This is a genomic window from Pseudarthrobacter sp. J47 (assembly GCF_049810315.1).
In the GTDB taxonomy this organism is placed as follows: domain Bacteria; phylum Actinomycetota; class Actinomycetes; order Actinomycetales; family Micrococcaceae; genus Arthrobacter.
In genome coordinates, this window is record NZ_CP187358.1 from 326,398 (window position 1) to 339,301 (window position 12,904).

Below are 12,904 nucleotides of genomic sequence, written 5' to 3' on the forward strand. Positions count from 1 at the left end.
GACGAAATCCGCGGCCTGCGCGGGGTGGACCACATCTACGGCGACTCCGGCGTCAACGTCAACGTCTTCACCCGGGCACTGGAAATCACTGTGACGGACAGGAGCCCGCTGCCCTCCGTGACCGGCGCCGGCTACCTGAACAACGGCACCACCATCCAGCCCTACCCGTCCCCGGTCCGCGATGACCTCCTGGTGGCCGGCCGCGACCTGATCTTCGGCGACGGCGTTGGCACGGTTACCGGCGGTCCGGAAACAGCGTACGACGACGTCATCTTCGGCGATCACGGTGCCGTCATCCAGAACGTGGCCGATCCCAACCAGCCTGATCCGCGGCTGCAGAAGATCCAGACCACCGCCATTGAGACCATCCTCCTTATCGAGTCCCGGAACCTGCAGCGCGGCGCTGACGACACCATCTTCGGCGGCCTGGGCCAGGACGTCATCATCGCCGGCGCGGGCCACGACCAGGCGGACGGCGACGAAGCTGACGACATGGTCTTCGGCGACAACGCCTACCTGCTGCGGACCGTTGGCGACTGGACCAGCCCGCACTTCCAGACCCTCTGCGGCACGCTGCTCTACAGCCGCACGGACCAGCCCAACGCCTGCGGCGGCGTGGTCAACCAGGACAACAGCGGCCTGCTCCTGACGGACGGCACCCCCCGGGCCTACCGGGATCCGGACGGTGCGCCGTGGTGGACCGAGTACAACGTCACCAACCTCTTCCACGACTTCGCCTCTGACGAAGGCACCAAGTGGGCAGGCAGCTTCGGCAACGACTACCTCGCCGGCAGCCAGGGCCACGACGTGATCCTGGGCCAGCTGGGCAACGACGTCATCCAGGGCGACGGCGGAATCGAATCCGCCTTCGCACGGATGGTGGACGACCCCACCATCACCTGGCACGTGGGTGCCTCCCGCACCCCGCTGGGCTGCCTCGGGGCCGCCGGATCCATGGTGTGTGACTTCACCGGCACACTCACGGTCATTAACTCCTTCGAGGCCGCCACTGACGGCGAGGACTACATCGAGGGCAACGCCGGTAACGACGTCGTCTTCGGCGGCCTCGGCCAGGACGACATCGTGGGTGGCAGCAGCGACTTCTTCAGCCTGGTCACCCCGGACCAGCGGCCGGACGGCGTGCCGTTCCCGTCACTGGCCTACCTGCCCGGCGATGACCGCGGCGCGGACATCCTGTTCGGCGGCGCGGGCACCCAGATCGGCCTGAACAACCAGGTGAGCGGCGTCCCGTCCACCTCGGCGCTCGCAGGCGGCATCCTCGGCGATGGCACGCTTCCGGCCAACATGCACGCCAGGGACGCTGACGCGATCGTGGCGGACAACGGTCGGATCATCCGGATCGTGGGCGTCAACGGCGTCGATATCAACCCGGCCGGCACCGGACGGACCCTGGCCGGCCAGCCCAACTACGTCACCTTCAACTACGACAACTATTCAGCCAGCCAGAAGCTGGTGGTCCGCGGCGTCCACCTCCTGGACTACACGCCGGGAGGCCCGGACTTCGTCCCCGCCAACTTCGGCCAGGGCGCGGGCAGCAGCTGCAACGGCTCGCCCACGCAGCCCACGTGCTCCATCATCCTGGACACCGCCACCGGCACCTGGAAGTACACGCAGATCGGCGGCCGGGACGAGGTCCACGGCGAGTCCGGCGACGACACCGTCTACACCGGCGCTGACCACGACGTCATCTTCGGCGACGCGCAGGATGATGACCTGATCGGTGGCTGGGGTAACGACTGGATCTCCGGCGGCACCGGCGTCGACGGCATCCTGGGTGACGACGGGCGGATCTTCACCAGCCGCAACACCGGCTGCACCGTGGCCTCCAGTGCGGTGTGCACGCAGTTCAGCGAGCCGCTGTACGGCGTCTACCGGTTCCGCACCGTGGACCCGGACACCCGCACCAGCCAGGGCGATGTGCTCAACGAGTTCATCTACACCCCGGGCATGGTCCAGACCGCCACCATCAACGTGGCGGGCCAGCTGGCCAAGGCCGCGGACCTGACACCCTACAACCTGGGCGACAACGTCAACGCCAGCCAGCACCACGTGGCGGACCAGCCGCTGTTCGACGCCAACAACTCCGACGACATCATCTTCGGCGGCTGGGGCGGCGACTTCATCCACGGCGGCGCGGGCGACGACGCGATCTCCGGCTCCGAGGCGCTGGCGGTCTCCTATGCACAGCACTTCGACTCGAACGGCAACCCGATCGGCCTGGAGCTCATCGACTTCCTGCACCCGTACAACCCGGGCGACGTCCTGCACTTCGGCGCCGACACCAACGCGTGGCACAGCAACAACCACAACGCCGGCCGGCTGGGCGAGTTCCTCCTCTACGACGAATACGATCCGCGCAGGATCATCCTGTTCAACACGGACGGCAGCGTCTGGAAGACCGGAGCCGCGCCCCTGGGACGCCAGTTCTTCCTCAACAACGACGCAACCTCCGGCAACTGGGTCACGGCGTGTGTCGCCGTCGATAATCGCGGAAACTGCACCGCCACCATCAGCAACCAGCCGTCCGACGGCGACGACGTCCTCTTCGGTGACCTGGGCAACGACTGGTCAGTGGGCGGCACCGGCGCGGACACCATCTGGGCCGGCTGGGGCAACGACCTCTCCAACGCCGACGATCTGCTCACCACCAACGGCGGCCTGAACGACGTTCCGGACGGCACCAACTCCAGCTACCAGGACCGCGTGTTCGGCGGCGCCGGACTGGACATCCTGATCGGCAACACCGGCGGCGACCGGCTGATCGACTGGGTGGGCGAGTTCAACAGCTACCTGGTGCCGTTCGCACCGTTCGGCATCGCGACGGTCAGCCGGCAGGTGGAACCGCAGCTCCCGCAGTTCCTGTACGCGCTGTCCCGCAGCCAGGGCGCCGATCCCACGCGGGCCACGGACACCGGCAACGATCCGGCCCGCAACGGGGAACCCGATGGCGAGCTGGGCCTGATCACCCAGCACGACCGCCACCACTGGCAGACGCAGACCGGCGGCCCAACTGATCCGCAGGCCGGCAACATCCCGGGCGGCCGGCGCGATACGCTCCGCGGCGCGGACTTCAACGACGGCACGCTGCAGGGCTTCGCCACGGACTCCGGTGCCTTCACCGTCCAGTCCGGCGTGCTCCAGGTGACGGCCGCATCAGCCTCCGGAGACGCCGTCGCGGTTTGGTATTCAGATGCCTACAAGTCCGTGTACTACGAGCTGTCTGCCCGGATCTCCATGGACAAGGCCACCGCCGGCTGGAAGGCCAACGCGTTTATCATCTTCGACTACTTCGGCCCGGAGGACTTCAAGTTCGCTGGTGTGGACCAGTCCATCAACAAGATGGTGATCGGCCACCGTGACGCCGCCGGCTGGTGGTATGACGCCCAGGGCGTGGTGCCCGGCTCCGTGAACGCCGGCAAGTACTACAACCTGACGGTGGTGGTGAACGGGCTGGTGGTCACCGTGTACCTGGACGGGAAGAACGCGTTCAGCCACACCTTCCCCGTGCGCTACCTGGACGGCGACGCCGTGGCCTTGAACAAGGGGCTGGTGGGCTTCGGCTCGCAACAGGCACGCGGCTGGTTCGACAACATCGCCCTCACCGTCATCTCACCGGCCATCAGCCTGGACCGGACCGAATACTTTGACGACGGCGTGGCGGAGGCGTTCACGCCGGTCACCGGAACGTGGGGGATCCAGCAGGGCACGTACGTTGGCACCTCTGTGAATACTGTTGCTCCCGTCTTGGCTGTGGCGAACTTCGGCCCCCGCAGCATCGACAGCCTCTCCTACGTGGAAGTGGAGGCGGTGTTCACCGCACTGGGCGTCACGGGCATACTGTTCGACTACTACGCGGCCAACGACTACAAGTTTGTGGTGCTGGACGTTCCCGGCCAGCGCATGCTGATCGGCCACGTGAGCCCGCGCAGCGGCTGGGTGGTAGACCAGGTGATCGCCCGGACCCTCACTGCGGGCAGCCTGCAGCGGCTGAACCTGGTGCTGAAGGCCACCGTGGTGACGGTGACCCTCAACGGGCAAGTGGTAGCCAGCCGGATCTTCAATTCCTCTGTTGCGGACGGCCGGACGGGCGTACTGGGTTCCGGGGTTTCCGGAGCCGCGCTGCAGGTTTCCGTGGACAGCTTCCGGTTCCGCACGGACGACGCCCAGTTCACCGGTCCGCTGGTCATCCCGCCGGAGATCCGGATCGGCGACGCCACCGTGACCGAAGGCGCCCCCGGTACGTACACGGTGACCCTCACCGTCACGCTGAGCGCCGCCCAGGCCACGCCGCTCACCATCAACTGGGCCACTGCGGATGGAACCGCGACGGCGGGAACGGACTACGTGGCCGGCTCCGGTTCGGTGACCATCGCCGCGGGCAGCACCACCGCCACCATCACGCTCTCCCTGACCGGGGACGCCGTGTACGAGGGCAACGAATCCTTCCTGGTGACGCTGCTGGCCAGTCCCGAGTTCAACCTCGCGGACGGCTATGGCGCGGTGGCCATCATTGAGGACGACCCCGCACCGTCTTCCACCCCTGCTCCCGGCGGCACCACCACCGAACCCGTCGTGGAACCCGCACCGGTGACGAATCCGCCCAAGGGCCGGAAGTCCTGAAGCCCTGAGTTTCACCACCCCTTGACTCGCCAACCGCTAGCCCCAACAATATTTCTATAACGTTGTAAATCTAGCGAGGACATCTACGTGGGCGAGCCAGCAGCAGCAAAAATCACCATCGATCCGGCCTTCACCGTGGGCCCGGTCCGGACCCGTACCTTCGGGGCGTTCGTTGAGCACCTGGGCCGGTGCGTCTACACGGGCATCTTCGAACCGGAGCACCCAAAAGCGGACGACGACGGCTTCCGCACTGACGTCCTGGAACTCACCCGTGAACTGGGCGTCTCCACGGTGCGGTACCCGGGCGGCAACTTCGTCTCCGGATACCGCTGGGAGGATGGCGTGGGCCCGGTGGAGCAGCGCCCCGCCCGGTTGGACCTGGCCTGGCACTCCACGGATCCCAACCTGGTGGGCGTGGACGAGTTCGCCAAGTGGTCAGCCAAGGCCGGCGTGGAGCCCATGATGGCCGTGAACCTGGGAACCCGCGGCACGCAGGAAGCGCTGGACCTGCTGGAATACTGCAACATCGACGGCGGCACAGCGCTTTCCGAGCAGCGCCGTTCCAATGGTGCCGAAAACGGCTACGGCATCAGGATGTGGTGCCTGGGCAACGAAATGGACGGCTGGTGGCAGATCGGCCACAAGAACGCGCTGGAATACGGCCGGCTCGCAGCCGATACCGCCCGGGGCATGAGGATGATCGATCCGGACCTGGAACTGGTGGCCTGCGGCAGCTCCGCGCCCACCATGGCAACGTTCGGCGAATGGGAACGGGTGGTCCTCACGGAGACCTACGAACTGGTGGACCTGATCTCCGCGCACCAGTACTTCGAGGACTTCGGGGACCTCCAGGAGCACCTCTCCGCAGGCCAGCGCATGCAGTCCTTCATCTCGGACATCGTCAGCCACATCGATCACGTGAAGTCGGTGAAGAAGTCCACCAAACAGGTCAACATCTCCTTTGACGAGTGGAACGTCTGGCACATGAGTCGTGCGGAGTCGAAGGTACCCAGCGGCAAGGACTGGCCAGTAGCCCCCGTCCTCCTGGAGGACCGCTACACGGTGGCGGACGCCGTCGTCGTGGGTGATCTGCTGATCACGCTCCTGCGGAACACCGACCGCGTGCACTCGGCCAGCCTGGCGCAGCTGGTCAACGTGATCGCGCCCATCATGACCGAACCCGGTGGCCGCGCGTGGAAGCAGACCACGTTCCACCCGTTCGCGCTGACGTCCCGGCACGCCGCCGGCACCGTGCTGCAGCTCGCCGTCGAATCGCCCCTCCTTAGCGGCGGCACAACGGCGGACTTCCCGGCGCTCTCCGCCGTGGCCACGCTCGACGTGGACGCCGGTGAGGCAGTGGTGTTCGCCGTGAACCGCTCTGCCACGGACGCCCTGGCGCTGGACGCGGCGATTGCCGGCCTGGGTGAGGTCACCGTCGTCGAGGCCCTCACCTACGCCAACAAGGACCCGTACTGGCAGGCAACCGCTGAGGATTCGACGTCCGTCCTGCCCTCTGAGAACGTCAGCGTTAAGGTCGACGGCGGCCGCCTCACCGCCCAGCTCCCTGCCGTCTCCTGGTCGATGATCCGCCTGGCGCTGAAGTAAGCCGGCCATACCCAAGCCCACCATTCCGCCCCTACCCGAGCCCACCCCCTCCCGCCGACTCCGTTTTCGACGCGCAAATTGATCCACGCTGCGCATAATTCCTGACGCGCCCGGTATATCCGCCGCGTCAGGTAATTCGCGCGTCGAATCTTCGGACCCGGGCGCTGGGAGGGCCTGTAACAATGGGGCATGCCCATGCAGCACTTTCCCATCCGGCGGCTGGCCGAGGACCCGGCCCACGCGCTCGACCGTGCCCGGTGGCCGGCTGTGCTGCCGCCCGTGGCGCAGGTTCTGGACCAGGGGCTGGACCTGACTGCCGCTACCGTGTTTGTCGGTGAGAACGGGTCCGGGAAATCCACGCTGGTGGAGGCGATTGCGCTGGCCTACGGACTTTCGCCAGAAGGTGGTTCCACCGGCGCCCGCCACACCAGCCGGGCCACGGAATCCCTGCTGGCCGATCATCTCCAGGTGGTCCGGAACGCCGGTGCCACCCGGAACGGCTATTTCCTGCGGGCGGAGACCATGCACGGGTTCTTCACGTACCTGGAGCAGAACCCCAGCATGTCCCGCCAGGACATCGCGTTCCACGAGATGTCCCACGGGGAGTCCTTCCTAGAACTGGCTGTGGACCGCTTCCGGGGTCACGGGCTATGGGTGCTGGATGAACCGGAATCGGCGTTGTCCTTCGCCGGCTGCTTGAGCCTTCTCTCGGTGCTCAAGGGGCTGCTGGCCGGGGGTAATTCGCAGGTGGTGATGTCAACACACTCGCCTGTCCTGGCGGCGTTGCCCGGTGCGCAGATCCTGGAAGTGGGCCCATGGGGGCTGCGGCCTAAGGAGTGGGACGAGCTGGAACTGGTGACGAACTGGAAGTCGTTTATGGCCGGCCCGGAGCGGTATCTGCGCCACCTGTGACCACCCCGCGCGCCGCGCACTCGCCCGCCCAGCCCGCGCGCCCGCCCGGCCAAGCGCTCGCCTGGGCCGACTTCGCCCGGCCCGCGCGCCCGCCCCGCCGCGCCAAGCGCTCGCCTGGTCCGACTTCGCCCGGCCCGCGCGGCCCGTTTTCGACGCGCAAATTGATGCGCGCTGCGCAAATTACCTGACGCGCCCCAAATATCCGCAGCGCCAGGTAATTTGCGCGTCGAAAACGGAATGCCGGCCTCAGGCGACCAGGATGCTCGGGGCGTGGGGCGCGGCCGCAGGTGACCTTGGGCTTGGGGCTTGGGGTGTGCCGTCCTGTTGCCATCCGCCGCGAGTCTTCTAGGCTGGTTTCCTCAGACGTTTCCGAGCCGACGGGGGTGGACCAGATGATCGCGCTGCTGGTGATTGACATGCAGAACGCCTACTTCGAGGACCCGGAGCTGGAGGCCAGCCGGGAGCAGGTGGTCAAGGGCTGCAACGAGCTCATAACCGGCTTCACGTCCGCCGGGCACAAGGTCCTGGTGGTCCGGACGGAGCATGAACGGGACAAATCCACCTGGACCCTGAACATGCTCGACGACGACCAAGGCTTCATCTTCCGCGGCAGCCACCAGGCGGAACTGGTAGCAGGCCTCCAGGTGGATGGCCACCCCCAGCTCCTCAAGACCCGCGACAGCGCCTTCGTGGACACGGACCTCCTGGCACGGCTCCGCAACTGGAACGTAGGGAAAGTGGTGTTGGCCGGCGTCTCCACCCACAACTGCCTGGCGCAAACGGCCGCGGACGCCTTCGCCAGGAACATCCGCGTCACCTACGCTCGGGACGCCATGGCCTCTGAGGACAAGGAATCCGAGGCAGACATGTTGCGGATCCTCACGGACGAATACCGGCAGGACGTCCGTACCAACCAGCAGATCCTGGCGGAGTTGCCGGGCCGGTAGAGGCCCGGCCCGCTAACGCAGACGGCGCCGCTGGCCAGAAAAGGGATCAGCCCTCGTGGCTGTGAAGCAGCGTCCGCAGAAGGTCCTCGAGTTCCCTGCGTTCGCGCGCGTCCAGGGCGGCCAGCAGGCGTTCCTCGTTGGCCACGTGGTCCTGGAGGGCGGCGTCGATGACCTTCCGGCCGCTTGCCGTGAGGGCTACCCGGATGGTGCGCCGGCTGTTCGGATCCACCTCCCGGGTGACCAGTTGTTTGGCCACCAGCCGGTCCAGCCTGTTGGTGATGGCCCCGGAGGTGACCATGGTGTGTTCCGCGAGCTCGCCTGCCGTCAGCCCTGTGCCCTCGGTATCGGTGCGGCGCAGGGTTGCGAGGATGTCGAATTCACCGCGCTGCAGGCCATGCCGGGAGAAAACCATTTGGAGTTCCCTTTCCAGGATCCGTGTCAGCCGGGAGAGCCTGCCCACGATTCCCATGCCTGCAACGTTGACGTCCGGGCGCACGGCACCCCATTGGGCAATGATGCGGTCCACGCTGTCTTCCACGGGCACCTTCCAGGCAGGGGCTGTTGACGATGTTGAGTGTAGCTCCTAAAGTCTTCAATACTAAACAGTTTAACGTTAAGAGGTTCTGATGGGCAGGCTGCAAACCACCGTGATCACGGCGTTTGCGCCGGCGGTGTGGGGCACCACCTACGTCGTAACCACCGAGTTGCTCCCGCCCGGGCATCCGCTGTTCGCCGCGCTGGTCCGCGCCCTGCCTGCCGGACTGATTGCGATCGCCCTGACCCGGGCCATTCCCCGCGGTGAATGGTGGTGGAAGTCCGCCGTGCTGGGCGTGCTCAATATCGGCATTTTCCTCCCGCTGCTCTTTGTGGCGGCCTACCGGCTGCCCGGGGGAGTGGCCGCCACGCTGGGAGCAGCCCAGCCACTCGCGGTGGCGCTGCTGGTGGTGGTGCTGCTCAAGGAGCGGTTCAGCTGGTGGCGCTTCGGCTGGGGGATCGTGGGTGTACTTGGCGTGGCACTGGTGGTGCTGCGGTCCACGGCAGTGCTGGACGTCGTTGGCGTGGCCGCCGGGCTGCTGGGCACGGCGTCCATGGGGTTGGGCATCACGCTGGCCAAGAAGTGGAGCCGCCCTCCTGGCGTCTCAACCATGGCCCTCACCGGGTGGCAGCTGGCCGCCGGTGGATTGTTCCTCCTGCCCATCACGCTGGCGTTCGAAGGCGTTCCGCAGGCCATTGATGCTCCGGCGCTGGCAGGCTTCGCCTGGCTGGGAATCATTGGCGGGCTGGTGGCCTACACCCTGTGGTTCCGTGGAATCGGCCGCCTGCCCGTTGCTTCGGTGGCGGTTCTGGGCCTTCTCTCGCCGCTTGTTGCCGCAATCCTGGGCGCGCTCATCCTGGGCCAGACCCTGGGCGTGGTGCAGCTGATCGGGTTCGCCCTGGCCCTGGCCGCCATTGCCGGCAGCCAGATCCCGCCGGAGAGTCTTCCCGGCCACCGGAGGAACCCAAAAGCGGGAGATTCTGCAACGATGTATCCACACACACTCCGCGAGTAAGGAACCCACACCTTTGGCCGTCACCATGCACGATGTTGCCCGGGCCGCCGGCGTCTCCCTGAAGACCGTCTCCAACGTCCTGAACGACTACGAGTTCATCAGGGATTCCACGCGCGCCAAGGTGCAGAAGGCCATCGATGAGCTGGGCTACGAGGCAAACCTGACGGCGCGCAGCCTGCGTTCGGGCAAAACCCGCATGCTGGGCCTGGTGCTGTCCGATCTCTCCGCCCCGTACTACGCCGAGCTGGCGTCCCGGCTGATGACCGTGGCCTCCGCCGCCGGCTACCGCGTCCTGGTGGAGCAGTCCAACGCCAACGCTGCCAATGAGCTGGCCGCGCTGCAGGGTCCGTTCCGGCAATTGACGGACGGCCTGCTCTTCACTCCGCTGGCCCTGGACCCGGAGTCCATCGCGGCCCGGCGCGGCAGCAAGCCGCTGGTGATGTTGGGCGAGCACATCATGGACCCCCGCTTCGACCTGGTCACCATGAAGAACCGCGCCGCAGCCAAGGCGGTCACCGCGCACCTGCTCGCGGGAGGCCGCCGTCGGATAGCCGTTTTGGGTGCGGAACCAACTGACGACGCCGGCAGTGCGGGTCTGCGCCTCAACGGCCACCGGGAGGCGCTCGCCGCAGCCGGGGTTGCCTTTGATCCGGAGCTGGTGGTGCAGTGCGAGTGGAGGCGCGACGGCGGCGCGGCAGCGGTTGCCTCCCTCCAGTCCCGGGGGATCGGGTTTGATGCGGTCTTTGGCCTCAACGACGCAGTGGCCCTCGGTGCCATGCATGAGCTCCTGGTCCGGGGCGTGAAAGTGCCCGAAGACGTAGCCGTTGCGGGCTTCGACGATATTGACGAAGCCAGCTACGCCTCGCCGTCGCTCACCACGGTGAGCCCGGGCATGGAGGAGATCGCCGCCCGCTCGCTGCAGCTTCTCCTGGACCGGATCAGCGGGGAGGAAACGTCCCCGGACGGCGTCCTTGTAGAGGCTGATTTCAGGCTGGAGATCCGCAGCTCGGCCCCTTGAAACCCCACCCCAAACCCGCGAAACCCCAACCCCGCGAACCCGAAGGAACCCCGATCATGGTGGATGTACAAACCAGTGCCGTCATCAACAGGCCGCGCGCCGAGGTGGCCGCCTACGCCGGCGACCCCGCCAACGCACCGCAGTGGTACAGCAACATCAAGCAGGTCAGGGTGGAAACCGCCCCGCCGCTGGCTGTGGGTTCGCGGATGGCTTTTGTGGCCGAATTCCTGGGCCGCACGCTCGAGTACACGTACGAGGTGGTGGAGCTGGTGCCCGGCCGCAGCCTCACCATGCGGACCGCGCAGGGACCATTCCCCATGCAGACGCAGTACACGTGGGACGATGCTGCGGGCAGCGCCGGGGGAACCCGCATGACGCTTCGCAACACCGGCACGCCGTCCGGCTTCTCCAAGGTGGCCGCGCTGGTGATGGGTCCCATGATGCGCCGCGCCATGACCAAGGACCTCGCCCGGATCAAGGAGATTCTGGAAGGCAGCACTGGCGCCCCATGACCACTCTCCCGGCGGCGCCGCCAACCCACGCCCGGCACGTCGACCATCAGGTCACGCTCACTCTTGAGGAGGGCGAGCGCTGGTGGGGCGGCGCCGTGGACGACGGCGTTTCCATGCCCTTCGGTGCCCGGCCGTTCAGCACGGATCTGGGGGTTCCTGTGGGGTTCGGCCGTGACGATGCCCGCGCCTCCAACCAGAGCGCGCCGGTGCTGCTGTCCACCCGCGGCCGTGTGGTCTGGTCCGGGCGGCCTTTCAGTTTCACTTTCAACGGCGGCACGGGCAACAGTGGCACGGGCGACGGCGGCACTCCCGACGGCGGACACCTCACCGTCACGGGGACGGACCTGCTGGTTCAACAGGCCGGAACCACCCTCCGGGACGCTTTCCTGGCATCGGCGCGGGACGTTTTTCCGCCGTCGGGCCGCACACCTGCACCGGAGCTGTTCACGGGCCCGCAGTACAACAGCTGGATCGAGCAGCCCTACACGCCTACCCAGGAATCGGTGTTGAAGTATGTGCGGGCGCTGCTGGATTCGGGGATGCCGCCGGGCGTGGTGATGATTGACGATTGCTGGGCGCCGGATTACGGCACGTGGCGGTTTGATGCGGCGCGTTTCCCGGACCCGGCCGCCATGGTTGCCGAGCTCCATGCCCTCGGTTGCTCGGTCATGCTCTGGCTGGTCCCGTTCATCAGCCCGGACTCGGCGGCGTTCCGTGAACTGGAGGGCCGGGGCCTGCTCATCCGGTCCGCGGACGGCCACACCGCCATCCGCCGGTGGTGGAACGGATTCAGCGCACTGCTGGACCTCACCCATCCGGAGGCCGTGCACTGGCTGACCACCCAGCTCGATGACCTGGTGGAAAACACAGGCGTGGACGGTTTTAAGTTCGACGCCGGGGACGTCCGCGACTACCGGGCTGACGATCTCACCTTCGAGCCCGCCGAACCCGTGGACATGTGCGAGCGGTGGGCGCGGATCGGCCTGCGGTACCCGTTCAACGAGTACCGGGCCTGCTGGCGCATGGGCGGGCAGCCCCTGGGCCAGCGGCTGCAGGACAAGCGGCCCACCTGGGACGCGCACGGCATCGGCTCACTGGTTCCGGAAATGCTGGCCCAGGGGATGATCGGCCACCCGTTCACCTGCCCTGACATGATCGGCGGCGGCGAGATCAGCTCCATGACCAGCCAGGCCGGCGTCGACCAGGAGTTCTTTGTCCGGTACGCGCAGGTCGCCGCGCTGTCCCCGATGATGCAGTTCTCCGTCTCACCGGCCCGCGTGCTCGACGCCGAACACCTCGCCGCGGTGCGCGCAGCCCTGGCCCTCAGGGAAGAACTGCTGCCCACCATCATGGGCCTCGTTGACGAAGCCGCCCGCACCGGCGAGCCCGTGGTCCGGCCCATGGCTTACCACGCGGCCTCCTTGGACAACGTCACTGACCAGTTCTTCCTGGGGCCGGACATCATTGCCGCGCCCATCGTGGAGCGCGGGGCAACTGTCCGGCGGGTCACGCTGCCGGCGGGCGCATGGCAATCCAGCGACGGCGGGATCCTCACCGGACCCGCGGAAGCCGCCGTCGAATGTTCCCTGGCTTTCATCCCGTTGTTCAGGCGGATTGCCGGCTGAAGTGCCATGCCCACGGCACAGGCATATGCTGGAAGAAGCGGTATGAATACCAGCCGTAGACGGACCTTCCAGCAGGGCGCGATGCCCGCGGGCC

The 12,904-nt window shown here is 67.0% G+C and carries 9 protein-coding genes (1 of these 9 cut by a window edge); 8 read left to right on the top strand and 1 reads right to left on the bottom strand.

Features of this window, described 5'->3' with window-relative positions:
- From ACPJW8_RS01440 to ACPJW8_RS01455, 4 genes are all read left to right on the top strand, one after another.
- A protein-coding gene (locus tag ACPJW8_RS01440; RefSeq protein ID WP_425256393.1) for a Calx-beta domain-containing protein crosses the window boundary here: on the top strand, nt 1–4,641 show its final stretch. 24,498 nt of this gene lie to the left of the window's left edge; 4,641 of the gene's 29,139 nt are visible here — the last part of the coding sequence; the start codon falls outside the window, past its left edge; its stop codon occupies nt 4,639–4,641.
- 87 nt (nt 4,642–4,728) lie between these two features.
- Nucleotides 4,729–6,246, top strand: a complete 1,518-nt coding sequence (locus ACPJW8_RS01445; protein WP_425256394.1) for an alpha-N-arabinofuranosidase — start codon at nt 4,729–4,731, stop codon at nt 6,244–6,246.
- Between the two features lie 195 nt (nt 6,247–6,441).
- Nucleotides 6,442–7,158, top strand: a complete 717-nt coding sequence (locus tag ACPJW8_RS01450; RefSeq protein ID WP_425256395.1) for an ATP-binding cassette domain-containing protein — start codon at nt 6,442–6,444, stop codon at nt 7,156–7,158.
- A 392-nt stretch (nt 7,159–7,550) separates the two neighbouring features.
- Nucleotides 7,551–8,105, top strand: a complete 555-nt coding sequence (locus tag ACPJW8_RS01455; RefSeq protein ID WP_330188086.1) for an isochorismatase family cysteine hydrolase — start codon at nt 7,551–7,553, stop codon at nt 8,103–8,105.
- 46 nt (nt 8,106–8,151) lie between these two features.
- On the opposite strand, the gene ACPJW8_RS01460 is transcribed toward ACPJW8_RS01455, so the two are convergent.
- Nucleotides 8,152–8,643, bottom strand: a complete 492-nt coding sequence (locus ACPJW8_RS01460) for a MarR family transcriptional regulator (protein WP_330187916.1) — start codon at nt 8,641–8,643, stop codon at nt 8,152–8,154.
- A gap of 88 nt (nt 8,644–8,731) precedes the next feature.
- Between ACPJW8_RS01460 and ACPJW8_RS01465 the strand changes: the two genes are divergently transcribed.
- The 4 genes from ACPJW8_RS01465 to ACPJW8_RS01480 are packed head-to-tail and all read left to right on the top strand — an operon-like array spanning nt 8,732 to nt 12,810.
- Nucleotides 8,732–9,655, top strand: a complete 924-nt coding sequence (locus ACPJW8_RS01465) for an EamA family transporter (RefSeq protein ID WP_330187915.1) — start codon at nt 8,732–8,734, stop codon at nt 9,653–9,655.
- 13 nt (nt 9,656–9,668) lie between these two features.
- Nucleotides 9,669–10,673, top strand: a complete 1,005-nt coding sequence (locus ACPJW8_RS01470) for a LacI family DNA-binding transcriptional regulator (protein ID WP_330187914.1) — start codon at nt 9,669–9,671, stop codon at nt 10,671–10,673.
- Nucleotides 10,674–10,729: 56 nt separating this feature from the next.
- Nucleotides 10,730–11,185, top strand: a complete 456-nt coding sequence (locus ACPJW8_RS01475) for an SRPBCC family protein (protein WP_330187913.1) — start codon at nt 10,730–10,732, stop codon at nt 11,183–11,185.
- Entirely contained in the window at nt 11,182–12,810 is a 1,629-nt protein-coding gene (locus ACPJW8_RS01480; protein ID WP_330187912.1) for a glycoside hydrolase family 31 protein, read from the top strand. Before ACPJW8_RS01475 ends, ACPJW8_RS01480 begins: the two co-directional genes overlap by 4 nt.
- The last annotated feature ends 94 nt before the right edge of the window (nt 12,811–12,904 follow it).